Here is a 25167-nt window from a genome sequence, read left to right as displayed (position 1 = left end):
CCGGTCGATGGCGGACAGACGCATGCTCACTTGCGCGGCGCCTCGACCTTGGCCAGCAGCGCGCGCAGCACGTCGTCCGGCGACTGTCCGTCGATCTGCAGTTCCGGCGCCAGCATGATGCGGTGGCGCAGCGCCGGCGTGGCGATCTCGCGGACGTCGTCGGGAGTGACGAAATCACGCCCGCCCAGCACCGCCTGCGCGCGCGCCGCGCGGACCAGCGCGATGCTGCCGCGCGGACCGGCGCCCAGCGCGATGCCCGGCCAGCTGCGCGTGGCCACCGCGATCCGCACCGCGTAGTCGACCACGGCCGGATCCACCGCGATCATCGCGGTGCCCTGCTGCATCGCCACGATCTCGGCGGCGCCGGCCACGCGCTGGACCTGCGAGAGGTCGAAGTCGGCGGCGCTGCGGCCGGTGGTGATCGCATCGACCATGCGCGTCTCGTCAGCCAGCGCCGGATAGCCGATCAGCACCTTCAGCAGGAAGCGGTCCAGCTGCGCCTCGGGCAGCGGATAGGTGCCTTCCTGCTCGACCGGGTTCTGCGTGGCCAAGGCGATGAACGGCGGCGACAGCGCGAACGGCTTGCCCTCGATCGTGACCTGGCCTTCCTGCATCACCTCCAGCAGCGCCGACTGGGTCTTGGCCGGCGCGCGGTTGATCTCGTCGGCCAGCAGCAGGTTGGTGAACACCGGGCCACGGCGGATCTTGAAGCTCTCGGTCTTCGGGTCGTAGACCGCGTGGCCGCTGACGTCGCTGGGCATCAGGTCGGGCGTGAACTGCACGCGCGCGTGGCCCAGCTCCAGCGCCTGCGCCAGCGCGCGCACCAGCAGGGTCTTGCCCAGCCCGGGCACGCCCTCGATCAGCACGTGGCCGCCGGCCAGCAGCGCGACCAGGATCTGGTCCAGCGCCTCGGCCTGGCCGATGAAGGCCTTGGCCACCTCGTCGCGGATCGCGGCAGTGCGCTCGGCCAGGGCATCGCCGGTGATCGGCGCCAGCGTGGTGGTGGTTTCGCTCATAGACGGTTCCTCATCTGGATCAGGGTACGCACGCGCGACAGGAACACGTGCCGGTCGCGCGGCCCCGGTTCCTCCAGCGCGGCGCGGACATGGTCGATCGGCAGCTGCAGGCGCTCGGCGACCGCCGCCGCGCGCGCCTGGCCTTCCAGGGCGGCGGCCACCGGCATCCGCCGGCGCAGGCGTGCCAGGAAGGCCTCGCGCACCGCGCGGTACAGCAGCGGCGCCTGGTCGTGGCGGTACAGCAGTTCGCCGCTGGCGCGGACATGCTCCAGCAGCGAGCGGCGCTCGGTCTGCGGTCCCGGCAGCAGCGGCCCGAAGCGCTGCATCCGGCGCCACAGCCAGGCCGCCAGCAGCAGCACCAGCGGCACCCAGACCGGCCAGCCGCGCTCGAACAGCGTGCGCCAGAACGAGGGCATGCGCGCGGCATAGACCAGATGCACCGTGCCGTCGCGGTAATTGGGCGCCAGCAGTTGCCGCGCCAGCGCCTGGTGCGGGGCTTCGTCCAACGCGTCGTTGTCGAGGAAGTCGAAATCGGCGAGCAGGTCGACCAGACCCTGCCCCTGCGGCAGCCGTGCGAACACATAGCCGTCCTCGTCATCGCCCCAGGCCAGCGACGGTTCGAGCTCGTAGACCTCGAAGCGCTGGCCCTGGCAGAACTCGACGTGCTGCGGCTGGCCGGCGACCTGCAGCGTCGCGCAGGCGGACGGCCGCAGCGCGGCATGCATGCCCAGTGCCTGCAGCATCGGCGGCAGCGGCGCTTCGCTGTCGCCACGGCGACCGGCCGGCGTGCGCAGCAGCAGGTGGCCGCCCTGACCGACCCAGGCCAGCAGCGCGCGCACCTCGCGCGGATGCAGCACGCCCGGATCGTTGTAGAGCAGCAGGGTGTCGCCCGGTCCGAGCTTCATCTGCGCCAGATCCAGGCGTTGCCGCGCCTGGACCTCGACCCCGTCGCCGCGCAGCGTCTGCTGCAGCGCGTACAGCGGATTCCAGGCCGCCTCGCCGCTGGGCGGGACCGGTACCTCGCGTTCGACCCGCTCGTGCGTGGCCAGGAACCAGGCGGCGACGATCACCGCCAGGCCGACCGCGGCGATCGCCAGCAGGCTGTTGCGGACGGTGGCGGCACTCATGCGGTCCAGCTCCACTCGGCGCGCGAGGCTTCGAGCAGCGCCTCGAACTCGGCCTCGTCCGGCACCTGGCCGGCATAGGCCGCGTACTGCCAGGTGCGGACCATGCGCGCGAACAGGGTGCGGGCCGGCTCCTGCTCCAGCCGGCGCGACACACGCAGGCACTGCGCCTCGGTCGCGCCCGGCGGCAGCACCGCGGCGGTCCGCTCGGCCATCGCCTCGACGCTGGCGCGATACAGCAGCGCCAGCGCCGCACGCTGCCGGCCCTCGCGCCACAGGCGCCGCGCGGCGGCAGGCACATCGTCCGGCAGGGTTTCGGGCAGCACCAGCGCATCGGTCCGCGGCGCGGCCGCCTCGGGCGCCGGAGCGCGCCGTGCCGAGCCACGGATCCACGGCAGCCAGTAGCGCATCGTCGCCAGCGCCAGGATCACCAGCACGCCCACCAGTACCCAGATGCCCCACTCGGCCGCCAGCGCGAACAGGGTGACCAGCGTGTCCATGAAGGCCCAGTCGCCCAGGTCCGGCCGGCTGGTCTGCGATGACGTCTCGGCCTCCGGTTTGCGCTGCCATTCGCTGACGGTGCGGCTGCTGCCGAGCAGCGGGTCCTCATAGGTCCGGCGGGCGGCCGAGCGGAAGCCGGCGTCGTCGGCGACCGCGCCATCGAACACCCCCTCCAGCGTCGCCGCCTGCTCCTGCGCTGGATCGGCCTCGGGATCGGCCGGCGACTCGACGTCGGGATCGACGCCGGACGAGGTGTCGGCCTGCGCGTCCGGCTCGACGCCGGCCTCGGCCTCGGACTCCGCCCCGGGCGGCTCCGGTGCGGCCTGGAACGCATCCTTGGTGTTGCTCGGCACCTGCGCGTGCACGGGCGCCGTTGGCAGCAGGGCCAGCGGCGCCGCCACGGCCAGCGCCAGCAGCAGCGGTGCCAGCGGCGTGCGCAGGCGGTCGCGCAGACGCCGGAACGCCAGCTCCACGTCCCAGGCCTCGGTCTCGGTGCGCCGGTTGAGGTACATGCCGAAGCCGGCGCCGACGTAGAACGGCTCGATCACGCAGACGCCGGCCCAGGCGAACGCGTTCCAGGCCAGCTGCATCCACAGCGGCATGCCGTCCTCCAGCCGCGCCCAGAACGACTGGAACGAGCCGGCCAGGAACTCGGTCGGAATCATCAGGAACACCGCCGCCACGCAGCCGAACGCCAGCACCAGTTCGAAATGCCAGCAGGTCCAGGTCAGCAGGCAGCCCTGCCCGTAGGCCGGCCCACCGAGCACGCGCCGGCGCAGACGCCGCTGCTCGGGTGCGGTGCCTTCGAGCAGGTCGACCGGCATCAGCAGCGCGCGCGCCGGCCCCAGCCGGCGCCACAGCAGATACGCCGGCATCAGGCGCAGGCCGAATCCCGCCTGCGCGCGCAGGGTCTGCCAGGTGCCGGGCACCTGGCCGAACACGCCACGCGAGATCACGTACAGCGGCAGCCGCGCGAACAGCGGCTTGAGCCACCACATCAGCAGGCCGGCCAGCCACAGCATGTCCAGCGCCCAGCCGACCGCGTTGAACAGCACGAACAGCGGCACGGTCAACAGCAGCCACGGCTTCCAGATCGCCGCCGCATGCCGGCGGACCAGCGCCGTGCCCAGCTCCATCGCCTCCCACGACGAGCGCGGGCGCAGGTTCACGTCCAGGTGCTCAGGGCGCATCGGGACGCTCCGCGTCGCCATGCCCGCCGCACCACAGCCAGGCGAACACGCCGGTCCACAGCACACCGGACACGGTGTACTTGATCCATGCCGGGATCGAGCCGATCGAGGACCAGAACGCCTCGATGAAGGCCGCCACCAGCAGCATGAAGGCCACGCCCAGGCACAGCCGCGCGCCGATCAGGCCGCCCTCGATCAGGGCGTCGCCGCGCCGGCGCTGGCCGGGTGCGATCAGGTCCAGCCCCAGGCGCAGGCCGGCGCCACCGGCGATGACGATCGCGGTCAGCTCGAACGGCGCATGCCCGGCGACGAAGCGCCAGAACGGGTCGCCATAGCCGGCCACGTGCAGATGGCCGGCCACCGCGCCGAAGAACACTCCGTTGAAGACCAGCACGGCGATCGTGCCCACGCCCGCCAGCAGGCCGCTGGCGAAGGTGCGCAGGCCGATGCTGATGTTGTTCATGATGTAGTGGCCGAACATCTGCCAGTCGCTGCCGCTGTCGCGGCCCAGCGTGTGGCGCTCGTCGCTCGGGTCGTACATCTGCTCCATCTGCGCGATCTGCATCGGATCGAGCAGGCCGTGGATCGTCTCCGGCTGCCACTGCAGCAGCACGAACAGGCTGATCAGCGGCACGCAGAACAGCGCGGCCGAGGCCCACATGCAGCGCGCCTGGCTGCGCACCAGCTGCGGGAAGCCGGCCACCAGGAAGCGCAGCGCCAGCCGCCAGCGCGGCGGCGGCGCGCGATAGAGCACCGCATGCCCGCGCTGCATCAGGTCCTGCAGCGACTCGACCAGCGGCTGGCTGTAGCCGCGCCGGCGCGCCAGCGCGAGCTGCTGGCACAACCGCCGGTAACGCGCCGGGACCTCGGCGACGTCGAGCGCCGGTGCCCGGCCATCGCGCCTGCCGCCGCGGTGGCGCAGCCAGGCGTCGAAGGCATGCCACTCCGCTTCGTGGCGGGCGACGAACTGTTCCTGCCTCATCGCCGCCCCAGCAGCCAGTTGGCCATACCCAGCAGCTGGCGCGCGCCGGCCAGCCCGCGCGCACCGGTCAACGGCGACAGCAGGTCGGCCAGTTCGGCCTGTCGCGCCGGCGCCAGCCGCGGGGCGCGCTCGCCGAACGCCACCACCGCCCCCTGTTCGGGCAGCAGCAGCGGCTGGGCCGGCGCCTGCGACGGCGCCAGCGGTACCCGCGCAGGGTCACGGTGCGGCAGGACATGGACCACGACGGTATTGGCGACGCGGTCGCCCAGGCGCCGGCCGTGCGGATCGCACAGGCAGGACACCAGCCCTGCCGCGTAGCCGAACGGCAGCATGTCCACGGTCCGCAGCAGGTTGCGCACGATCGCCGGCAGCCAGCCCAGCGGTGCGCCATCGCCGGACACCACGCGCAGGCCGAGCGCGCGCTTGCCCGGCGTCTGGCCGTGCCAGGCGGCCTCGAACACGATCGGATACGCCCAGAACACCAGGAACATCGCGACCAGGTAGAGGCCCTGGCCGAACTTGCCCATCACGCCCAGCAGCATGCCGATCACCAGCATGATCGCGCCGCGCGCGGCGAAGTCGATCGCCCACGCCAGCGCACGCGGCACCGGGCCGGCGGCCGGCAGGTGCAGGGCCACGCCTTCGGGCGTGACCACCTCGCGATAGGTGTCGAGCATCGGCGCCGGCAGGCTCTGCGCGGCGGATGCGGTCGCGGTCGTCCGGCGGTCCTGCCGGACGTCTGCCTGTGGGGGCATGTGCATCCTGTGGGGTTCCTTGCCCGCGCACTCTAACCGCCGCTGGCGCCGCTTGCCCAGCCGGCGCACACTGCCCCGGTCATGTCCCCTTCCGCTTTCACGTGCCGCAGTGGCTGCGCCGCCTGCTGCACGGCGCCCTCGATCAGCTCGCCGATTCCGGGCATGCCGCAGGGCAAGCCGGCCGGCGTTCCCTGCGTACAGCTGGACGCCGCTCTGCACTGCCGCCTGTTCGGCCGGCCGGAACGGCCGGCAGTCTGCGCCTCGCTGCGTCCCGGTCCGGAAATGTGCGGCGCCAGCCGCGCCGAGGCGATGCGCTGGCTCGGCGCGCTCGAGACCGCCACCGCCCCCTGAGGCCGATCGCCGCAGGGACACGGTCGCGCCCGTGCACCCTGTGAAAGAACGATGACGACGGGCGAGACGCAGGAGGCTTCGTCGCAACCAGCTCCCTCGCCGCACGGCTCGCGGCTGCAACGATGCCGGAACGTGCCGCCGCCGTGCGCTGCCCGGGCATGCCGGTCCACGCAGGCAGCGCCCCGCGACGCGGGGCTTGGCAGCGACAGGATCAGCCCATGCCCAGATAGCGGTCCTTCAGACGCACGTAATGGTCGGCCGAGTAGTGCAGGCCTTCGATGTCCTTGTCGCTGAGCGTGCGCGCCGGCCGCGCCGGGTTGCCGACCCACAGCTCGCCGCGCTGCACGCGCTTGCCGGGGCCGACCACCGCGCCGGCGCCGATGAAGGCCTCGGCCTCGATCACCGCGCCATCGAGCACGCAGGCACCCATGCCGATCAAACAGTAATCGCCGATCGTGCAGGCATGGATGATGGTGCCGTGGCCGACGGTGACGCCCTCGCCGATCAGGGTCGGGTAGCCGCCCTTGTTGTAGGGGCTCTCGTGGCTGACATGGATGATGGTGCCGTCCTGGATGTTGCTGCGCGCGCCGATCCGCACGACGTTCACGTCGCCGCGGATCACCGTGCCCGGCCACACCGAGACGTCGTCGCCGAGCACCACATCGCCGATGACGGTGGCCGCAGGGTCCACATAGACCCGTTCGCCCAGCTGCGGGCGCGTATCGAGGAAGGGACGCAGGTTTTTCATGCGCCGATTGTACGGCGCACCGCGGATGCTCAGTCCTGCGGCGTGCCGAGCAGTTCCATCAGCGCATCGGTGTCCTGGCCGAACACCGGCGCACCGAACGGCTGCGGGCCGGGCGTGCGCCCGAACACCACCGGCCGGGTCACGCCGCGGTAGCTGCCGACGACCGGATGCGCGATCGGCGCGACGATGTCCTCGGCCAGCACCTGCGGGTGCTCGAACATGTCCTCGACCCGACGCGCGGCCGCGCACGGCACCGCCTCGCCGAACACCTGTTCCCATTCCAGCGCGCTGCGCTGCGCCAGCGCGGCATGCAGCAGCGGCACGATCTCGTCGGCGTGCTCGGCGCGTTTGCGTACGCTGTCGTAGCGTGGATCGGCGGCCAGCTGCGGCAGGCCGACCTTCTCGCACAGCGCCTGCCAGAAGCGCGGCGTGTTCGCCGACAGATACAGGTGGCTGTCGCGCGCCGGATGGATGCCGGTGACGCCACCGGAGCGCATGTCGCGGCCGATGTCGAGTGATTCGCCTTCGGCCCAGATCATCCGCGCCGACTGCATCGTCAGTGCGCTGCGCAGCAGCGAGATGCCGACGAACTGGCCGCGACCGCTGCGCTCGCGCTCGTACAGCGCCGAGGCGATGCCGGCGGCGGCCAGCGCTGCGGCGTAGTAGTCCACCACCGAGCCGTACAGGATCTCCGGCGGGCCGCCGCGCTTGCCCTGCAGCGTGCACATGCCGGTCATCGTCTGCAGCACCTGGTCGTAGCCTGCCTTCTCGCGCATCGGGCCGTCCTCGCCATAGCCGGTGACCGCGCAGTAGATCAGGCGCGGATTGACCAGGTTCAGACGTGCGTGGTCGATGCCCAGCCGCTTGGGCACCGCCGGGCGGAAGTTGTGGACCAGCACGTCGGCCTCGCGCACCAGCCGCAGCAGCGCGGCCAGTCCGTGCGGATCCTTCAGGTCCAGCACGATGCCGGCCTTGCTGCGGTTCACGCCGAGGAAGGCGCGGCTCTCGCTCTGCAGCGTGGACGGATACTTGCGCAGGTTGTCGCCATCGGGCGACTCGACCTTGATCACCGCCGCACCCTGGTCGGCCAGCAGCGAGCAGGCGTACGGGCCGGCGATGTAGGCGCTCAGGTCCAGCACCCGGATCCCGCTCAGCGGTCCGGCCGGTCCGTCCCGCCGGACCAGGTCGAAAGGTGACCGTTCATCCATGTCGCGCATCCTCTCCTCGCATTGCCGTCCCGGCCGCCAGTCTTGCCGATCCGGCGTGGAGGAAACAGCGCGGCGGCCTGATTTCTGTCACGACAAAAACTTGCATGCAGCGCGGCGCGGCGTGCGCGCGGTCACGGATGCTGCGCGACGGACGGGGACGCACGACGCGGACCGTCATACCTGCTCCGGCGCCAACGACAGCCAGGTCAGGCGCCAGGCGCCGTCGACCCGGCCACCGCAGCGGTAGTACGGCTCGAACATGATCGGCGCGCGCCCCAGCGGGCGCATTTCCAGCGTCGCACCCTCGCCGGCGTCGGCGCCCACACCGACCCAGTCCGCGACCGGCGCGGCGGGCAGGCGCAGGGTCTCGTCGGTCTTGTAGCCGTCCACCAGCGGGGTCGCATACACCAGCGGGCCGCGGCTCAGCGCCACGTACTCCCAGCGCAGCACCTCCTGCGCCACCGGCGAACCGTCCGGCGCGCGCGATTCCTGCACGTTGATGTTGGCCGCACGGTGCAGCACCGGCGGCATCGGCAACGACAGCACGATCCGGTCGCCAGCGCGCCAGAGCCGCTCGATCGCCACGAAGCCGTCCTCGCCGGGCACCGCCTCGACCGCCACGCCGGCCACCGTGATCCGCGCCGACGCGGCCCAGTCCGGAATCCGCAGGCCGACCGCGAAGCGCGCCTCGCGCTGCGGATGCACGTCGATCACGACGTCGCCGTCGAACGGATACCGGCCCGACTGGACCAGACGCACCGCGCCGGCATCGGCCTGCGGCAGCGTGGCCTCACCGGCGCCGTACAGGTTCACGCGCAGGCCGCCGTCGGCGGCGATGCCATAGGCGACCGGCGGCAGCTCCTCCACCGCCATCGCCCCGGACGACTTGCAGCAGCGCCAGTAGGTGGTGTGCACGCGGCGGCCGTTGGGATAGGTGTAGTAGCACCAGTCCTCGCCATCGGGCGCCATCGCCGCGGCCAGGTCGTTGTAGCCGCTGCGCTCCAGCGCGTCGGCATGGCGTGCGTGGCCGGTGATCGCCAGCAGCTCGCGGTTGAGCTGCATCCAGGCCAGCACCGAGCAGGTTTCCACGTAGGCCTGCGGGAAGAAGGTGCGCGGCGCGTTGAACACTTCGCGCGAACGGTGCGCGACGCCGCCCCATGGGCCACCGCCCAGGGTCAGGTGCTGTTCGCGGATGTTGTTCCAGAGGTTGTCGACGGCCAGCTTGTACTCGGCCCTGCCGGTGGCCTTGTACAGCTTGGCCAGGCCGACCAGGTTCCACGACAGCTGGTAGGCCTTGCCGGTGGCGATGAACGCGGCATCCTCGTTGGCGATGCCCTTGTCGAGCAGGGCCAGGCGCGGATTGGCGTTGGCCTGCTGCAGGATGGTCTCGGCCAGCGCCAGATAGCGCGGCTCGCCGGTGACCAGGTACAGGTCCGCCGCCGGGTCCAGCAGCACCGTCGCCGACATGCCGTGGTGGTTGCCCAGCGTGGTGATGTCGATGCCCGACTGCAGCGCCCGCCAGCACAGGTCGCCGATGCGGCGCGCGGCCTGCAGGTACTGCGCCCCGCCCAGCGCGCGCCAGGTCTCGAGGAGGCCGAGGATCAGGTAGCTGTGGGTCCAGATGTCCCAGGTGCGCAGCGCCGGCTCGCCGTTCCAGCTTTCCGGCTTCGGCGGCTGCGGCACGGTGAAGCGGCGCTCGGCGGCGTAGGTGCCCAGATAACCGTCGTCGTCCTGCTGGCTGATCAGCCAGTCGGCGACGCGACGCAGGTTGGCTTCCAGCTGCGACTGCCCGCCCTGGGCAACGGCGCGCGCGGTGGCGGACAGCCATTTGCCCGCATGCTCGCCATACCAGTCGCCTTCCTGGTTCTGCTGTTTGTGCGCCTGGCCGAAGATGCCGATCGACGGGCTGTGCTCATCGACGATGAAGTGGCTGAGCCGGCCGCTGCGGTTGGCCGCCAGCATCTGCCCGAACGGGCCATCCAGCCGCACCGACGCGGGCGCGACCAGCTGCTGGCCGCAGACGAGGACCGCCCTCATGCCGCGTCCACCACGCAGCGGAAACCGAGCATGCCGCTGCGGTCCTTGGCCGGCGCCATCAGCAGGTACTTGCCGTGCTGGTCGAGCCGATAGGCCTGCGGGAAATACCAGTGCGAGGTCTGCGGCTGGTAGCTGGAGCCGCCGCGCAGCACCGCCACACGGGTATGCGCATCGGCGAACTCCTCGGTCCACTGCCAGACGTTGCCGACCAGATCCTCGACCCCGAACGGGCTGGCCCCCTGCGGATGCGTACCGACATCGGCCGGTGCCAGGATCCGGCGGCCGCGGTTGACCCGCGGCACGCGGCTGTCGTCCCAGTCGTTGCCCCAGGGATAGACGCGACCGTCATCGCCCTGCGCCGCGTACTGCCATTCCCACTCGTGCGGCAGGCGCTTGCCGGCCCAGGCCGCGTAGGCACGCGCATCCTCGATCGAGACCCAGGTGACCGGCTTGTGCTCCCAGCCCGGACGCGGCGCGCCAGCGTGCCAGTGCACGAGGAAGTTCACCGCATCGCGCGGCTGGTAGCCGCTGGCGTCGATGAAGGCCTTGAACTGCGCGTTGGTCACCGGATGCCGGTCGATGTGGAACGCCGGCACCTGCATGCGCTGGCGGTGATGCCGGCGCGGGCAGTCCTCCCACGGGTACTGCACGTCCTGGCCGGCCCAGTTGAAGCCTTCGATCTCCACGCCGCCGACCGCGAACACGAACTCGCCGGCCGGGATCGCGACCATGCCGTCCGGTGCGTCGGCACTGGCCGTGGTCGCGGCGATGTCGACCAGCGTCTGCGGCAGCGCCTTCCACGCGCCGGAATGGCTGTTCAGCGGCCTGGCCGCACGCTGCGCGGCCGCGGCCAGGAACGCGTCCAGCCCTTCGGCCACGACGCCATCGGCGACCGACAGCAGCGCACCGAAGCCGCGCGCTTCCATCGGCAGCGCGATCACCGCCTGGCCATCGCGGATCAGCGGCGCCAGCGCGGTGCCGTGCCACAGGTCGTAGTAGCGCGTGCCATCGGCATGCGGCAGCAGGATCTGTTCGCCATCGACCGCGTATTCGTTGCGGTTGATGAAGGTGTGCAGGCACAGGCCGTCGACCGGAAAGCGGCTGGCAAAGATGCCGGCCTGCAGGCAGACCTGGTACGGCTCCCACTCCATCGACACCACCAGCTGCGGGAAGCCGCGGTAGATCGCCGCGATCCGGCGCAGGGTTTCGCCATCGCGTTCGGTGAACTGGTTCCAGATGCCCCAGATGTTCTCCCAGGCGTTGTAGCCGATGCCGTTGAAGAAGCAGTACTGCAGGTCGTGGTTGCGGTTGCGGCCCCAGCGGTTCTCGTAGTTGACCATGTGCCGCGGCTCGAGCCACTTCCACTTCGACACCGGCGGCACCGGGCCGTCGGGCGCCTTCTTGCCCCAGCTCTGCACGTTCCAGATCAGCTGCTCCTCGGAGCTGATCGTCGACTCGGGCTGGACCACGACAGGTGTGCCCAGCGCGTCGCAGGCGTCGAAGAACGCGCGCGGCACGCCATTGAAGGTGTCGCCGTTGATGCCGTCCGCGCCGACCGCGCGGACGATCTCCGCCATGCCGTCCCAGTGCGTGCAACCCGGGTCGCGGGTGCCATGGTCCCAGGGCTTGGCCGGCAGGAACACCTTGACCCCGCGCGCCTGGAATGCCTGCACCGCCGCCTTCAGGCCATCGAGGCCGCCGGGCAGGCTGTGGGCGAGGTCGAACTGGTTGCGGTCGTCGATGCCGATGTTCGGGTAGATGTACCAGATCAGCACCGAATCCAGCCCGCCGAAACGCTCGACCAGATCGTCCAGGTAGCGGTCGACCGTGTAGCGGCTGGTCTCCACGTCGTAGAAGTAGCGGTCCTCGACCATCATCTGCGCGTGCACGAAGTTGCGCTGCGCCCACTGCAGCTCCGGCCGCCGGTAGTTGACATCGGTGTAGCCGATCCGGACCAGATGCTCGCGGCGCCAGTCCTTCAGTTCGGCCAGCCAGTCGGCGGCGCTGGCATTGGCATCGATCATCCAGCTGCCGATGTCGGCGAACGGCCAGGTCGGCGCCTTGCCCGGCGTCGGCAGGTATCGGCCGGTGGTGACGTGCGAGAACCTGTACTCGGTCGCGACCGGCGTGCGGCCGTAATCGGCCGGGGCGGCATCATCCTGGATCTGGTAGGGCTGGGTCATGCGGGGACCGCGGAAGAAGTCGGGGAAAGCAGGCGTGGATCATGCCCGCAGCGTGCGGCCAGCGCGGCCAGTGCAGCCGCGTCGTCGGGCGTGCGCAGCAGGGTCTGGACCGCGTCGGCGCACGGGATGCTTGACTGCGCGCCGAGCACGGTCACCGCCAGCGCCGAGGCGGCCGCCGCCTCGCGCAGCGCGGCGGGCAAGGCGGCGCCACGCGCCAGCGCGGCGGTCAGCACGCCGCAGAAGGTGTCGCCGGCGGCGGTGGTATCCAGCACCGGCACCGCGAACGCCGGCTGCAACCACAGCCGGCCGTCGGCGCGGGCGACGCAGCCGGCCGCGCCCAGGGTCACCACCACGGTCGACACCGGCACCCGGTCCAGCGCGGCCAGCAGCCCGCCGTCGGTACCGGCGATCGCGGCCAGTTCGCCTTCGTTGACCACCAGCACATCGAGCGTGGCCAGCAGCGGCTCCGGCAGCGCACGCGCCGGCGCGGCATTGAGCACCACGCGCACGCCCTGCGCACGCGCGACAGCCGCATGCGCGGCCACCGTCGCCAGCGGCGTTTCCAGCTGCAGCAGCAGATGCGAGACGCCCTCTAGCGCAGGCAGGTCGTCGGGCTGCAGCGCATCGTTGGCGCCGGGCGCGACGGTGATCGCGTTCTCGCCCGCATCCGACAGGCAGATGAAGGCGACGCCGGTCTGCAGCTCCGGGCTGCGGCGGATGTGCAGCGCCACCCCGGCCTCGCGCAGCGAGCGTTCCAGCGGCAGCGCCTGGGCGTCGTCGCCGAGTGCGAGCAGCATCCGCGTCGGCGCAGCGCCGGCGCGGGCCGCGGCCACGGCCTGGTTGGCGCCCTTGCCACCGGGATGGGTGGAGAAATCACGGCCGAGCACGGTCTCGCCCGGCGTCGGGATCTGCCCGGCGCGGACGACGAAATCGAGGTTGGCCGAACCGGCGACGAGCACGCCTGTATTCCGCATGTCAGTCATCGGCAAGCGTCTCCTGCACCAGGTTGTAGAACGGCGTGGCCAGTTTCGGCAGCGGTGCCTGCGCGTCTTCGGGCAGATACTGGGTCAGCAGCAGCGCGACCGCGGCATGTGCCGGATCGAGCGTGAAATAGGTACCGGCGGCACCGGACCAGCCGACCTGCCCCGGTGCGCCGAGGCGGCCGCGCGCGGCCGGATCCAGCTGTACCGACAGGCCGAAGCCGAAACCCTCGTATTCGCTGAAGGAGGTATGCGCGGCGGCCAGATGATGCAGCTGGTTGTCCATCATCGCCGCGACCGTCTCCGCCCGCAGGTAGCGCCTGTCGGCGTACTGGCCACCATCGCGCAGCATCGTCGCGAAGCGCAGGTAGTCAGCGGCGGTGGAGTACAGCCCGCCGGCGCCACTGGCGTAGGCGTTGAGCCGGCTCCCCGGTGAACGGGCGCTGCCGGTGTCGGCCGGGCGCAACGCACCGGCATCGCCGGCGACCAGCTCGACGACGCGGTGGCGCTGCCCGGCAGGCACCTCGAAGCCGGTGTCGACCATGCCCAGCGGCACGAACAGGCGCGTGCGCAGAACCCTGTCGAAGTCCTGTCCCGACGCGACCTCCACCAGCCGCGACAGCACCTCGGTGGCCGCGCCGTCGTAGGCGAACACGGTGCCGGGATCGGCCGCCAGAGGCGCCTGCGCCAGGCGCTGCACGAAGGCGGCCAGGTCGGCGGCGCGCTGCGGCGCGGCCGCTTCGCGTGCGGCCAGCGCAGGACCATCGACGGCGAAGCCGGCGGTATGGGTCAGCAGGTGGCGCAGGGTCACCGGCCGCGCTGGTGCGCGCAACCGGCCGTCCGCGCCCAGCACCTGCAGCGTGGCCAGCTCCGGCAGCAGCGCGGCCACCGGTGCATCCAGCGACAACCGGCCATCCTCGACCAGCGTCAGCGCCGCGACCGAGGCCAGCGGCTTGCTCATCGAGTAGATGCGGAAGATCGCGTCGGCGCGCATCGGATGGCGACGCCGCAGGTCGGCATGGCCGGAAACGCAGGTGGTCGTGGCGCCGTCGCCGGTGCCCACGACTGCCACCGCACCGGGGTAGCCGGCCGCCGCGGCGTCATCCACGAATACCTGCAACGGCTGCCAGCGGCCCTCGCAGCGCGCCGCAGCGGTCGCCGGCACCAGGCCGGCCACCAGGCCCAGCCACAGACCGCACAGCACACCACGCGACACCCTCTTCATTCCACCACCGGAGCTCATGCTGGGGACGACACGGACGCGGCCGGCGGCAACCGGCCGCATCCCCACGGCTGGATCAGAACGTGACCGTATAGGTCAGCGACGTCATCCGGCCACGGCCGGCCCAGTAGTTCTGCCAGCCCGGTACCTGCGACCAGCTCAGGATGTACTGCTTGTCGAGCAGGTTCTCGATGCCGACGGTGATCTTGCCGTAGCGCGCCAGCTGGTAGTTCACGCCCAGGTCCCAGAGCGTGTAGCCCTCGGTGTCCTCCGTGTACGAATAGGTCGCACCGTCGTGCGGACGCACGTCGGACCCACGCAGGTGGCGGTCCATCAGCATGGTCGCTCCCAGTGTCGCATCGGCGTTGGGCAGGAACTTCCAGGTGGCCGACACCGCGATCTTGTCCGGATTCACGTCCAGCACGCCCATCGGCTTGTTCAGGCCGCCGGCACCGTAGCTGCCGTTCGGCGCCGAAGCCCAGAACGAGGTCTTGCCGCGGATCCGCGAGTAGATGCCGCTGAACTTCCACTGCTCGTTCAGGCGGTACTCGCCATTGGCCTCGAAGCCCTTGATCCGCACCGGCGCACGGGTCATCACGAAGTCGTTGGTGATCGGGTCGATCGACAGCGACGAGCCGAACGGCGACTTGGAGTCGTAGTAGGAGGCGCCGAACGAGGTCCCGCCGCCGACCCAGTTGAAGCCGACCTCCTTGTTGGTGACCACGATCGGCTGCAGGTCGGCCACGCAGGACACTTCCCTGCAGGGGCTGCGGGCGTTGATGTTGCGCAGCGGGATGCCGACGTTGGCCAGGCCAAAGCCCTCGCCATAGGAGGCGAAGGTCGACAGCCGGTCGTTGATGCGCCAGATCGCGCCGAAGTTCTTCATCGTCTCGGTGTAGCTCATCGTGCCGCCCTGGACGAAGACCTTGTCGCGGTAGGCGGTGGTCGTGTAGCTGTCGACATGCAGCTCGCCGTCCTCGCGGCGCAAGCCGCCGCTGACGGTCACCGGGCCGACGTCCCAGGTCAGCTGCGCGTACGGGGCGACGCTGGAGTACTCCATCGGCGGCACCCACAGGCGGTCGGTCAGCGCCAGCCGCTGCGCGGCTTCGTCCTCGACGATGTCGATGCCGGTGCGCAGCTGCAGGCCGTACAGGCCGAACAGGTCGCCGCGCGCCCACGACGTGCGCAGGCCCTTCTTCTTCGAGGTGATCTCGGACTGGTCGAAGATGCGCTGGGTCTCGTCGAAGTCGTCGTCGACCTTGACCAGCTGGCGGTCGTCGCCATCCTCGGGCAGGTAGCGCATGGCCTGGTCGGCCCAGTAGATGTCGGCCGCGAAGGTGCCGCCGAACAGGTCGCCGTGGCTGTAGTTCAGCGCGACCTGGCGGAAGTCGTTGAACTCGGTCTTGGAGCCGTAGATCGAACCGCGTTCGGAGGTGTTGGTGGTCGGCACCGGACACTCGACCGGATCCGGGCGGCAGCCTTCGACCTGGATGTAGTTGCCCTTGCCCTCGATGCTGAAGTCGCTGACGCTCAGCTGCAGGCGCTGCTCGCCGCCTTCGCCGAAGTTGTAGCCGACCTTGGCGTACAGGTTGCGCGCCTCGGAATCGGAGACCGAGCCGGAGGTGTTCATGCCGATCCGGCGGCCGTCGCCGTCATAGGAGATGCCGCGGTCGATGTAGGCCGCGCTCAGCAGCGCGTCGAAATCCTCGCTCTTGTAGGCGTGGTTCACGCCCAGCTTCCAGCCGGCGCTGTCGGTGCCGAACTGGCTGGAGTAGCGCGTGGTGATGGTGGTTTCGTGGCCTTCCCTGGTCGGCACCTTCGACAGGTAGTTGATGATGCCGCCGGCCGCGCCGATGCCCTCGGAGGCGGACGGGCCGTTGATGACCTCGATCCGGCCGATCAGGCCCATGTCGGTGAAGGTGCCGTTGCGGTTTCCCTCGCGCAGCGGCGAACCCTGCGGGATGCCGTCGAACAGGCGCAGCGCGATGCGGCCGCGCAGGGTCTCGCCGGAGTTGCTCATCGCCTGCGAGGATTCGGCGTAGCCGGGCACCGTGCGCGCCAGCACCGCGGTCGCATCCTCGGTCAGTGCCAGGGTGTGCTCGACCTTCTCCTTGGACACCACGCTGATCGCGCCCGGGATCTTGTCGATCGAGGTCGCGATCCGGGTGCCGGTGACGATGACGTTGTCCAGGTCGACGGTGCTGGCCTGGTCCGCGGAGCTGCTGGTCTGCTGCGCCTGCGCGTCGGCGCCGAAGGCGCCTGACAGCAGGATGGCGCCGATGGCGGCGCACAGTGGCTTGATCATGGTCGTGTCTCTGAGTCGTGATGAATGACCGGCCCGCGCCGTGTCGGCGTCTTCGGGACCGATGCTGCATTCGGTGCGTCGCGCACCGCCCCACCGCCGCGTTACGTCGGCCCCCTCCCAGGCGCCATGCATTCATTCCGGCTTGGCGACAGGCTATGCGGCGGCCACGCGGCGATGAATCGCGGCGGCGTATGTTCAGACCCTAGTTTTTGTTTGCTTGCCGGGTGGCCGTCGCCGCCACGATCCGGCTCTCCTCGCGCAGCACGTTGACCAGCCGGATGCGCACGGTGGACCGCGACCAGACCAGGCCGATGCAGCGCGGCACGCAGGGCAGCGGCAGCGGCAGCCTGACCAGGCGCACGCCTTCGGGCCACGGCTGCGCCCAGTCCGGGACGAGCGACACGCCCAGGCCGCGGTCGACCATCACCGCGATGGCGTTGAGCGCGTTGAGTTCGAAACGCTCGCGCGGCACGATGCCCGCGCTGCGCAGGTACTCCTCGGCCTGTCGCCCGCCCCACTGGTTGCGGTCGTAGCGGATCAGCGGTTCATTGCGCAGCAGGTCGTGCGGATCGCGCCCGGCCATCGACTCCGGCGCCAGCACGACCAGCGGCTCCTCGCGCAGCAGCTGCCAGTCGCAGGTCTTGGGCAGGGCGAACGGCGCCTGCAGCACCACCGCCGCATCCACCTCGCCCTCCTCCACCGCGCGGTACAGGTCGGCCGAATAGCCCGGCTTGATGAAGACGTTGATCTGCGGAAAGGTGGCGACCATGCGCGCCAGGATGTCCGGCAGCATGCCGGCCAGCGCGGTCGGGCAGGCGCCCAGGCGCAGCTCGCCGGAGACCGCGTTGTCGTTGGCCACGCTGCGCATGTCGGCGACGTCGCGCAGCAGGTCGCGGGCACGCTGGAGGATCCGCGCGCCTTCGCCGGTCATGCTCACGGTGCGCCCGACCCGGGCGATCAGCGGCGCGCCCAGCTCCCGTTCCAGGGTGCGGATCTGCTGGGCCACCGCGGCCGGGGTGATGTTGAGGACACGGGCCGCGGCCGCCATCGAGCCGCGGTCCACCACCGTCACGAACGTATTCAGGAATTGCGTGTCCACGGTCCCCCTCCAGGTCCGCCGCGGACGCTACACGACGCCGATGCGGCTGGCGATATCACTTTCGGCCGATGCGCGCCGGCCGGGGCGGGCGTTCATCCGGCGCTGCCCTCGCCTGCGGCCGGGGCAGCCGGCTTGTCGCGGTTGTAGATGGTCAGCCCCTCCAGCGACCGCTCCGGCGGCGGGAACAGCAGGCTGGCCACGTAGCCGATGACGATGCACAGGAAGATCGAGATCGCCAGGTAGAAGTACGGGTGGACCAGGTCCATCGTCCAGGCGATGAAGGTCAGCACGATGCTGCCGGCCACGCCGATCGCCACGCCCTTCGAGTTCGCCCGCCGGGTGAACATGCCCAGCGTGTAGGCACCGGCGAAACCGCCGCCGAGCAGGCCGGCCAGCTCGATCGACACGTCGAACAGCGAGTGGATGTCGTAGCGCGACATCACCAGCGCCAGCGCCATGCCGGCGATGCCGACCAGCACCGTGGTGACCTCGGCGAACAGCACGCTGCGCTTCTGGCTGGGCTTCTTCGCCAGCTTCTCGTAGAAGTCCACCGAGATCAGCGTGGCGACGCTGTTCATGATGCTCGACAGCGTCGACATCGCCGCGGCGAAGATGCCGGCGATGATCAGGCCGGTGACGCCCGGCGGCAGCTCGGCGGCGATGAACAGCGGGAAGGTGGCGTCGATCGGCAGCACCGGATTGAGCCGCTCGGGATGGCTCTTGTAATAGACGAACAGCGCGGTGCCGATCGAGTAGAAGATGAAGCCGCCGGGGATCATGATCGCGGCGAACGCCCAGATCGAACGGCCGGCGTCCTTGTCCGACTTGGTCGACAGTGCTCGCTGCATCAGCACCTGGTCCTTCGGGAAGGTCAGCACCACGTCGAACACCACCAGGAAGATGAAGCCCCAGACCGTGGCCTTGGTCAGGTCGAAGCTGAAATCCAGGAGTTTGGTCTTGTCCTCGGCCGCGGCGGTGGTCAGGAACTCGGCCACGCCGCCGTCCAGCGAGTAGACGATGTAGCCGATCGCGAAAAGCGCGCCGCCCATCTTGACGAAGACCTGCACGAAGTCGGTCCAGATCACCGCCTTCATCCCGCCCATCGCGGTGTAGACGATGGTGAACACGCCCATCAGCAGGATGCTCAGCACCACGTCGATGCCGGTGATCGTGGCGATCGCCAGCGCCGGCAGGAACAGGATCACGCTCATCCGCGAGCCGACCTGCATCACGATGCACAACGCGCTGGCCAGCATCCGGATCGCGGGATGGAAGCGGGTTTCCAGGTAGGAGAACACCGACATCAGGTCCAGCCGGCGCAGCAGTGGCACCACCCAGACCGCGACGAACATCAGGCCCATCACCGCGACCAGGTTGTTGGTCAGGTACTGCCAGTTGGTCTCGAACGCCTTGGCCGGGATCGCGATGAAGCTGATCGAGCTGGTGTTGGTCGCGTACAGGCTGATGCCGGCGGCCCAGAACGGGATGCTGCGTCCGCCGACGAAGAAGTCGGCGGTCGAGCCGCGCTTTTCGCGGATGTAGAAGAACGCGCCGATGCCGATCATCGCCGCCAGGTAGACGATGATCACCGTCCAGTCGATCCAGCCCAGCAGGTGCTTGCCGGCCTGCAGCCGGGTGGTGGCCAGGTCGCCGTCGAGACCGGTCCAGACCAGGCCGTTGCCGTAGCCGGTGGCGACGCCAGCGCCGTCGATCCGCGCCGGCACCGGCAGGTCGGCCCAGGCGCTGGTGATCGTGTGGTAGCTGAGCAGCCGGCGCCCGCCATCGGGCTGCGCCAGCAGGAACAGCAGGTGCGCCTGGCCGGTGGCGCGCACGCCGCCGGGGATCGGCTGGCCCGGCACCGCGGGCTTCTCCTGCCAGCCGTCATCGGCGCTCCAGCGCAGCAGGCGCGTGGCCTCCGGCGCGGCCAGCACCAGATACAGCGCGCGGGTCTGCGCCAGCAGCGCGACCGGCGTGCCCGGACCGGACCACACAGGCTGCGCGCTCCATGCCGGTGCCACGGTGTCGGGCTGCAGGCGCTGACGCTGCGGGCTGCCGTCGGCGGCCAGACCGACCACTTCCAGCGCATCGCCGGACGCGGCCACACGCGCCGAGGTCAGCGGCTGCGGCAGCGCCAGCACCGGCGCGACCGCCACCGCATCGCCTTCCAGCGTCACCCGCAGCAGGGTGCTGGCCTGGCCCTCCTGCGTATCGAGGACATAGGCCGAACGACCCAATGTGGCGGCGCCGGCCAGTTCCAGACCGGCAGGCGCCTGCAGCGCCCGCCACGCCTCCGTTCCGGGCGCCAGCCGCCAGTAGCGGCCATCGGCCGTCTTCGCGACCGGCTGGCCCTGCAGCGTCTCCAGCGCCTGGACCGCTCCGCCCTCCGGCGACGGCAGGAGCCCGTCCTTCAGTTCTGTGAGGTTGTCGGCCTGCGCCAGCAGCGGCAGCCAGGCCAGCAGGCACAGCAGCAGCACAAGAAAGGGCATGCCGCGGAAAGAACGTGGCGACGGAAACGCGGCAGTGGACGTCATGGCGGACAGGCTCGTAACGGGACAGCGGGCGACCGCCGCTGCCGATGATGAAGGAAGCGGCCACTGCCGCGGCAGGGTCATGCGCTGGTGCCGGCCGCGGCAACCGCGGACAGCAGCGCCTGTGCCCGGCGCAGGTAGGGCAGGTCGACCATCTGGCCGTCGACCAGGAAGGCGCCGCGCCCTTCGCGTTCGGCCTCGACCGCCGCCGCGACGATCCGGCGCGCCTGCGCGACCTGGTCCGGATCGGGCCGGAACACGCGGTTGGCCAGCGCGACCTGGCGCGGATGCACGCAGCTCTTGCCGACGAAGCCGAGCCTCGCGGCCATCTCCGCTTCGGCCAGGAAGCCGGCGTCGTCGGTCACATCCGGGTAGGCCGCATCGCAGGCGACGATGCCGGCCTCGGCCGCCGCCATCCGCAGCGCGTGCATCGCGGCATGGACGTTGGCGGTGTCGCGGGCGATGCCGTAAGGGGTGTAGAGGTCGGCCAGGCCCAGCTGCAGGCCACGGACGCGCGGATGCGCCCCGGCCAGTTCGGCCGCCATGCGCAGTCCACGCGGCGTCTCGATGTTGAGCAGCAGGCCCAGCGGACGTGCGATGCCGGCGGCCGGCTCCAGCGCATCCAGCCAGGCGGCGACCTGCAGCACCTGCTGCGCCGACTCGATCTTGGGAATGTTGAGCGTGTCCAGGCCCGGCACCACCACCTGCGCCAGGTCCTGCTCCAGATGCGGCGAGCCGAAGCCGTTGGTCCGCACGATCAGGTGCTTGCCCGAGGCACGCGCGGCCTCCGAGCGCAGCAGCGCCGCCACCTGCGCCCGCGCGGCGGATTTGCCCGCCTCGGGCACGGCGTCCTCGAGATCCAGCGAAATGGCATCCGCTTCCCCGGCCAGCGCCTTGGGGAACAGTTCCGGACGCACGCCCGGCACGAACAGCTTGCTACGCACAGTGACCCTCCTCACCTGGTCGCAGTCTGGCCGCTGGAGAAAAAGGTGGAAGTACGTCCCGGCATATTCAGAGCCAACTTTTTCTATCCGCAGCGCCCGACGCTCTGCCGTGGACCGGGCTGCATGGCTGTCGATGGACCCGCCCGCCACCGGCTCCGGGCGCCGCACTACACTGCCGACGCATGGACTCTTCCGTCGCCGACCTCGCCCCGACCCTGTCCCGCCTGCGCCAGGCCTGGCAGGCCGCCAAACCCGATCACGCGCAGCGACGCGACGACCTCAGGCGCCTGCGCAGCGCATTGAAGGCCCGGCTGCCGCAGATGGCCGACACCATCGCCGCCGATTTCGGCCACCGCGTCCGGGCCGAGAGCCTGATCGCCGACGGCATGACCGTGCTGGGCGAGATCGACCACCTGCTCGCGCATCTGCGCGGCTGGATGAAGCCACGCCGCGTGGGCGTCGGCTGGCGCTTCTGGCCGGCGCGCGCGCAACTGCGGCCGATGCCGGTCGGCGTGGTCGGGGTGATCGCGCCGTGGAACTACCCGGTCAACCTGGCACTGGTACCGCTGGCCACCGCGATCGCCGCCGGCAACCACGTCTACCTCAAGCCCTCCGAGCACACGCCGCGCACGAGCGAATTCCTGCGCACGCTGCTGGCCGAGGTGTTCCCGCCCGGGCGCGTGGCGGTGGCCACCGGCGGAGCCGACCTGGCCAGCGCCTTCGCCGGCCTGCCGCTGGACCACCTGGTCTTCACCGGCTCGACCGCGGTCGGGCGCAGGGTCATGGCCGCCGCCGCACCCCACCTGACGCCGTTGACCCTGGAGCTGGGCGGCAAGTCGCCCGCGGTGGTCTGCGCGGATTTCCCGATCGAACAGGCCGCCGCGCGGCTGTCGTCGGGCAAGTGGTTCAACGGTGGGCAGACCTGCATCGCGCCGGATTACGTGCTGGTCGATGCGCCACGCCGCGATGCGCTGGTGCAGGCGCTGCGCACACAGGCCCGGGCGCGCTACGGCGACCTGTCCGATGCGGTCGACTACACGCGGGTGATCAACGATGCGCAGTTCGCGCGCCTGCAGGGCCTGCTCGACGACGCGCGCGCGCGCGGCCATGCGGTGATCCGGCTGATCGACCGCCACGATCCCGGCCAGCGCGTGTTCGCGCCCACCGTGGTGCTGGATCCTGCGCCGGACGCGGCGGTGATGCAGGAGGAAATCTTCGGCCCGATCCTGCCGGTGATCGGATACGACACGCTGGCGTCGGCGATCGATTTCATCAACGCGCGCGACCGCCCGCTGGCGCTGTATCCCTTCAGTCGCAGCCGCAGCGACGTCGAACGCCTGCTGCAGGCCACGCTCGCCGGCGGCGTCACTGTCAACGACACGCTGCTGCATTTCGGCATCAACGCCCTGCCCTTCGGCGGCGTCGGCGCCAGCGGCATGGGCGCTTACCACGGTCGCGCCGGCTTCGACGCGATGAGCAAGGCACTGCCGGTGCTGTGGCAACCGCGATGGGCCGGCAGCGATCTGCTGAAGCCGCCTTATCGCAGGATCGCCCGGCTCGTCGACGCCCTGATCCGCTGACGCCATGCGCAGACTCCGACAGAGCACCAGCAGCCGCCGCGATCCCACCGTCTACGGCATGCTGCTGGTCGGCGCGGTGTTCACCTATGCCGGCCTGACCGTGGATCCGGCCGGCAACTGCGACGCCAGCGGCAGACAGTGTGCGCCGTGGCTGGTCCCGATCGCGTTCGGGATGGGCATCGTCCTGTTCTTCTGCGCGCTGGCGATGCTGGTGCATGCACGCCGATGGGGCAGCCGCCTGGATCTGGCCGCACGCACGCTGTGGTGGTGGGACGACGCGGTCGGCCCGGGCGAGGTCGCACGGATCGAAGTGCGGCGCCCCGAGGACAGCGCGGACCTGATCTTCATGTACCGCGCGGACGGCACGCTGCTGCACTTTCCTTCCGAACGCGGCGTTCCCTACGACGCCACGCAATGGGCCCGCGACCTGGCCGCACACTTCCCGCACATCCGCGTGGACGTGGACCGCGAGTGACGGGGCCGGGGCCGGAGACCTGCCCCGCGCGGCCGTCCTCGCCTAGAATCCGCGTCATGAAAATCGCCAGCTGGAACGTCAACTCCCTCAACGTGCGCCTGCCGCACCTGCTGCAATGGCTGCAGGATTTCGGCCCGGACGTGGTCGGCATCCAGGAAACCAAGCTGGAAGACCACAAGTTCCCCGATGCGGCGATCGCCGCGCTGGGCTACCGCAGCGTGTTCTCCGGCCAGAAGACCTACAACGGCGTGGCGATCCTCTCGCGCGAGGAGCCGCGCGACGTGCAGATCGGCGTGCCCGGCTACGAGCACGAACACAAGCGCGCGATCGCCGCGACCATCGGCGACGTGCGCATCGTCAACCTGTACGTGGTCAATGGCCAGGACGTCGGCACCGACAAGTACGCGTTCAAGCTGGAGTGGCTGGCCGCGGTGCAGCGCTGGCTGGCCGACGAGGCCGACCGGCATCCGCGGCTGGTGGTGCTGGGCGACTTCAACATCGCCCCGGATGCGCGCGACGTGCACGATCCCGAGGTGTGGAACGACAGCCACATCCTGACCTCGACGCCCGAGCGCGACGCGCTGAAGGCGTTGCTCGCGCTCGGCCTGCACGATGGCTTCCGCCTGTTCCACGAGGACGCCGGCGTGTTCAGCTGGTGGGATTACCGCCAGGCCGGCTTCCGTCGCAACCTCGGCCTGCGCATCGATCTGACCCTGGTGTCGGACGCGCTGCGCGGGCGCGTGGTGGCGGCCGGCATCGACCGCGAGCCGCGCACCTGGGAGCGTCCCAGCGACCATGCGCCGGCGTGGATCGAGCTGGGCGCCTGACTCCGGACAAGGAAAAGCCCGGCCGGAGCCGGGCCCTTCCCCTTGCCCGTTGCACCTGCCTCAGCGCGCGCGACCGCGCGTGAACAGGTTGACGATCGCCAGCAGGATCACCGCACCGATCAGCGAGAACAGGAAGGTGCGGATGGTGATGGCCTCGTTGATGCCGCCACCGAACAGCCAGCCGGCGATCAGCGCGCCGACGATGCCGACCACGATGTTGAGCAGGATGCCCTGCTGCGCGTCGCGGCGCATGATGAGGCTGGCGAGCCAGCCGACGATACCGCCCACGATCAACCAGATGATGATGCCCATTCCGTCTGCCTCCTCTCTCGGGGAAATGCACCCCTGCAACCAGGGTGGACGCCGCCATCAGACGCGCCGGCCCGTGAAGCGGCCGTATAGCGTCCGCCTGCAGGAGACGCGGCGTTGAACGGGTCCGGCGACCCGGTGCAGTGGCGCTTCGGCCCGGTCCAGGTGCAGCGGCTGCCGCACCGGCACGGACTGCGCGGCGAACCCCAGGTCCGCGGCCTGCTCGGGCGCTGGCTGGCGGTCGAGGACGCCGCGCTGCCCCTGGTCCGCGATGCGCACGGCCGGCCCCGCCTGCAGGCGCCGTTCGCCGACCGCGATGCCAGCTGGAGCCACAGCGGCGAGCTGCTGCTGCTGGCCTGCGGGCGTGACGTCCGCCTGGGCGTGGACTTGGAACGCCTGCGGTCGCGACCGCGCTCGCTCGAACTGGCACGACGCTTCTTCGACCCGCAGGAGGCCGACCGCCTGGACGCGCTCGATCCGTCGCTGCAGGGCGAAGCCTTCGTCCGCCTGTGGTGCGCGAAGGAAGCGGTGTTGAAGGCGCACGGCCGTGGCATCGCCTTCGGCCTGGAGCGGCTGCGCTTCGTTCCCGAGCACGCCGGCGCCGATGCGCCGCTGCGGCTGGAGACCTGCGACCCGGCCCTGGGCCGCCCCGGCGACTGGCAGTTGCACGAATGGTCGCCCGACGCCGGCTATCGCGCCGCGCTGGCCTGGCATCCGCTGTAAGCGGCATCGGTTGCGGTGCATGGCAGACGCGGACGGGCATCACGCACCAGGCACCCGACCCGGCTGGCGGCATGGGCTGA

21 protein-coding genes are annotated in these 25167 nt (G+C 70.8%); 5 read left to right on the top strand and 16 right to left on the bottom strand.

Annotation, left to right across the window (positions count from 1 at the left end):
- Positions 1-26 precede the first annotated feature (26 nt).
- From IB242_RS18020 to IB242_RS18000, 5 genes are read right to left on the bottom strand one after another with little or no spacing between them, the layout of a single operon-like run.
- Positions 27-1016 (bottom strand): MoxR family ATPase, encoded by a 990-nt coding sequence (locus IB242_RS18020; protein ID WP_192282814.1) that lies wholly within the window; start codon positions 1014-1016, stop codon positions 27-29.
- On the bottom strand, positions 1013-2143 hold the full coding sequence (locus IB242_RS18015) for a DUF4350 domain-containing protein (protein ID WP_192282813.1): 1131 nt from the start codon (positions 2141-2143) through the stop codon (positions 1013-1015). Before IB242_RS18015 ends, IB242_RS18020 begins: the two co-directional genes overlap by 4 nt.
- Entirely contained in the window at positions 2140-3831 is a 1692-nt protein-coding gene (locus tag IB242_RS18010; protein ID WP_192282811.1) for a DUF4129 domain-containing protein, read from the bottom strand. Before IB242_RS18010 ends, IB242_RS18015 begins: the two co-directional genes overlap by 4 nt.
- Positions 3821-4813 carry a stage II sporulation protein M gene (locus IB242_RS18005; protein ID WP_192282809.1) on the bottom strand — a complete coding sequence of 331 codons (993 nt, stop codon included), beginning with the start codon at positions 4811-4813 and terminating at the stop codon, positions 3821-3823. The genes IB242_RS18010 and IB242_RS18005 overlap by 11 nt, the downstream gene beginning before the upstream one ends.
- On the bottom strand, positions 4810-5502 hold the full coding sequence (locus IB242_RS18000) for an RDD family protein (protein WP_192283155.1): 693 nt from the start codon (positions 5500-5502) through the stop codon (positions 4810-4812). Before IB242_RS18000 ends, IB242_RS18005 begins: the two co-directional genes overlap by 4 nt.
- 147 nt (positions 5503-5649) lie before the next feature.
- Here IB242_RS18000 and IB242_RS17995 point away from each other — a divergent pair, with 147 nt between their 5' ends.
- Complete coding sequence (locus tag IB242_RS17995) at positions 5650-5919, top strand: YkgJ family cysteine cluster protein (protein ID WP_192282807.1); 270 nt, start codon at positions 5650-5652, stop codon at positions 5917-5919.
- A gap of 211 nt (positions 5920-6130) precedes the next feature.
- Here the strand turns inward: IB242_RS17995 and IB242_RS17990 are convergent, their stop codons facing one another.
- The 10 genes from IB242_RS17990 to IB242_RS17945 form a co-directional block, all read right to left on the bottom strand.
- The gene (locus IB242_RS17990; RefSeq protein ID WP_192282805.1) at positions 6131-6667 is read right to left on the bottom strand and encodes a gamma carbonic anhydrase family protein; all 537 of its coding nucleotides are present in this window, start codon (positions 6665-6667) and stop codon (positions 6131-6133) included.
- Positions 6668-6696: 29 nt separating this feature from the next.
- Positions 6697-7875, bottom strand: coding sequence for a CoA transferase (locus IB242_RS17985; protein ID WP_192282803.1), 1179 nt, complete (start codon positions 7873-7875; stop codon positions 6697-6699).
- A gap of 174 nt (positions 7876-8049) precedes the next feature.
- Complete coding sequence (locus tag IB242_RS17980; RefSeq protein ID WP_192282801.1) at positions 8050-9912, bottom strand: beta-L-arabinofuranosidase domain-containing protein; 1863 nt, start codon at positions 9910-9912, stop codon at positions 8050-8052.
- Positions 9909-12095 carry an SUMF1/EgtB/PvdO family nonheme iron enzyme gene (locus IB242_RS17975; protein ID WP_192282799.1) on the bottom strand — a complete coding sequence of 729 codons (2187 nt, stop codon included), beginning with the start codon at positions 12093-12095 and terminating at the stop codon, positions 9909-9911. The genes IB242_RS17980 and IB242_RS17975 overlap by 4 nt, the downstream gene beginning before the upstream one ends.
- The gene (locus IB242_RS17970) at positions 12092-13078 is read right to left on the bottom strand and encodes a ribokinase (protein ID WP_225540826.1); all 987 of its coding nucleotides are present in this window, start codon (positions 13076-13078) and stop codon (positions 12092-12094) included. Before IB242_RS17970 ends, IB242_RS17975 begins: the two co-directional genes overlap by 4 nt.
- Complete coding sequence (locus tag IB242_RS17965; RefSeq protein WP_192282790.1) at positions 13071-14300, bottom strand: serine hydrolase domain-containing protein; 1230 nt, start codon at positions 14298-14300, stop codon at positions 13071-13073. The genes IB242_RS17970 and IB242_RS17965 overlap by 8 nt, the downstream gene beginning before the upstream one ends.
- Positions 14301-14373: 73 nt before the next feature.
- Positions 14374-16602 (bottom strand): TonB-dependent receptor, encoded by a 2229-nt coding sequence (locus IB242_RS17960; RefSeq protein WP_192282788.1) that lies wholly within the window; start codon positions 16600-16602, stop codon positions 14374-14376.
- A gap of 202 nt (positions 16603-16804) precedes the next feature.
- On the bottom strand, positions 16805-17701 hold the full coding sequence (locus IB242_RS17955) for a LysR family transcriptional regulator (protein WP_192282786.1): 897 nt from the start codon (positions 17699-17701) through the stop codon (positions 16805-16807).
- A 92-nt stretch (positions 17702-17793) separates the two neighbouring features.
- A complete protein-coding gene (locus IB242_RS17950) occupies positions 17794-20187 on the bottom strand; it encodes a sodium:solute symporter (RefSeq protein ID WP_192282784.1) in 2394 nt (797 codons plus the stop codon).
- A gap of 122 nt (positions 20188-20309) precedes the next feature.
- On the bottom strand, positions 20310-21173 hold the full coding sequence (locus IB242_RS17945) for a CoA ester lyase (RefSeq protein WP_192282782.1): 864 nt from the start codon (positions 21171-21173) through the stop codon (positions 20310-20312).
- Positions 21174-21355: 182 nt separating this feature from the next.
- On the opposite strand from IB242_RS17945, the gene IB242_RS17940 reads away from it, so the two are divergent.
- Genes IB242_RS17940 through xth form a run of 3 tightly spaced genes read left to right on the top strand, consistent with a single transcriptional unit; the run spans position 21356 to position 24055 of the window.
- Positions 21356-22753 (top strand): coniferyl aldehyde dehydrogenase, encoded by a 1398-nt coding sequence (locus tag IB242_RS17940; protein ID WP_192282780.1) that lies wholly within the window; start codon positions 21356-21358, stop codon positions 22751-22753.
- Between the two features lie 4 nt (positions 22754-22757).
- A complete protein-coding gene (locus IB242_RS17935) occupies positions 22758-23228 on the top strand; it encodes a hypothetical protein (protein ID WP_192282778.1) in 471 nt (156 codons plus the stop codon).
- Positions 23229-23284: 56 nt separating this feature from the next.
- Positions 23285-24055, top strand: coding sequence for an exodeoxyribonuclease III (gene xth / locus IB242_RS17930; protein WP_192282776.1), 771 nt, complete (start codon positions 23285-23287; stop codon positions 24053-24055).
- A gap of 60 nt (positions 24056-24115) precedes the next feature.
- Here xth and IB242_RS17925 read toward each other — a convergent pair whose 3' ends face one another.
- A complete protein-coding gene (locus IB242_RS17925; RefSeq protein ID WP_192282774.1) occupies positions 24116-24367 on the bottom strand; it encodes a GlsB/YeaQ/YmgE family stress response membrane protein in 252 nt (83 codons plus the stop codon).
- 114 nt (positions 24368-24481) lie between these two features.
- Here IB242_RS17925 and IB242_RS17920 point away from each other — a divergent pair, with 114 nt between their 5' ends.
- Complete coding sequence (locus IB242_RS17920; RefSeq protein WP_192282772.1) at positions 24482-25087, top strand: 4'-phosphopantetheinyl transferase superfamily protein; 606 nt, start codon at positions 24482-24484, stop codon at positions 25085-25087.
- Positions 25088-25167 lie beyond the last annotated feature (80 nt).

The sequence above is a fragment of the Xanthomonas sp. XNM01 genome, from assembly GCF_014851915.1.
Taxonomy (GTDB): Bacteria; Pseudomonadota; Gammaproteobacteria; order Xanthomonadales; family Xanthomonadaceae; genus Pseudoxanthomonas.
The sequence above is the reverse complement of the archived record's forward strand: the minus strand, read 5'-3'. Positions and strand labels throughout refer to the sequence as shown.

Bases quoted from the DNA above. Each gene is read 5' to 3' on its own strand.
- IB242_RS17965 (WP_192282790.1), bottom strand. From the start codon at position 14,300: ATGAAGAGGGTGTCGCGTGGTGTGCTGTGCGGTCTGTGGCTGGGCCTG.
- IB242_RS17990 (WP_192282805.1), bottom strand. From the start codon at position 6,667: ATGAAAAACCTGCGTCCCTTCCTCGATACGCGCCCGCAGCTGGGCGAA.
- IB242_RS17980 (WP_192282801.1), bottom strand. From the start codon at position 9,912: ATGAGGGCGGTCCTCGTCTGCGGCCAGCAGCTGGTCGCGCCCGCGTCG.
- IB242_RS17975 (WP_192282799.1), bottom strand. From the start codon at position 12,095: ATGACCCAGCCCTACCAGATCCAGGATGATGCCGCCCCGGCCGATTAC.
- IB242_RS17995 (WP_192282807.1), top strand. From the start codon at position 5,650: ATGTCCCCTTCCGCTTTCACGTGCCGCAGTGGCTGCGCCGCCTGCTGC.
- xth (WP_192282776.1), top strand. From the start codon at position 23,285: ATGAAAATCGCCAGCTGGAACGTCAACTCCCTCAACGTGCGCCTGCCG.
- IB242_RS17950 (WP_192282784.1), bottom strand. From the start codon at position 20,187: ATGCCCTTTCTTGTGCTGCTGCTGTGCCTGCTGGCCTGGCTGCCGCTG.
- IB242_RS17985 (WP_192282803.1), bottom strand. From the start codon at position 7,875: ATGGATGAACGGTCACCTTTCGACCTGGTCCGGCGGGACGGACCGGCC.
- IB242_RS17935 (WP_192282778.1), top strand. From the start codon at position 22,758: ATGCGCAGACTCCGACAGAGCACCAGCAGCCGCCGCGATCCCACCGTC.
- IB242_RS18015 (WP_192282813.1), bottom strand. From the start codon at position 2,143: ATGAGTGCCGCCACCGTCCGCAACAGCCTGCTGGCGATCGCCGCGGTC.
- IB242_RS17940 (WP_192282780.1), top strand. From the start codon at position 21,356: ATGGACTCTTCCGTCGCCGACCTCGCCCCGACCCTGTCCCGCCTGCGC.
- IB242_RS18020 (WP_192282814.1), bottom strand. From the start codon at position 1,016: ATGAGCGAAACCACCACCACGCTGGCGCCGATCACCGGCGATGCCCTG.
- IB242_RS18005 (WP_192282809.1), bottom strand. From the start codon at position 4,813: ATGAGGCAGGAACAGTTCGTCGCCCGCCACGAAGCGGAGTGGCATGCC.
- IB242_RS17960 (WP_192282788.1), bottom strand. From the start codon at position 16,602: ATGATCAAGCCACTGTGCGCCGCCATCGGCGCCATCCTGCTGTCAGGC.
- IB242_RS17970 (WP_225540826.1), bottom strand. From the start codon at position 13,078: ATGACTGACATGCGGAATACAGGCGTGCTCGTCGCCGGTTCGGCCAAC.
- IB242_RS17925 (WP_192282774.1), bottom strand. From the start codon at position 24,367: ATGGGCATCATCATCTGGTTGATCGTGGGCGGTATCGTCGGCTGGCTC.
- IB242_RS18010 (WP_192282811.1), bottom strand. From the start codon at position 3,831: ATGCGCCCTGAGCACCTGGACGTGAACCTGCGCCCGCGCTCGTCGTGG.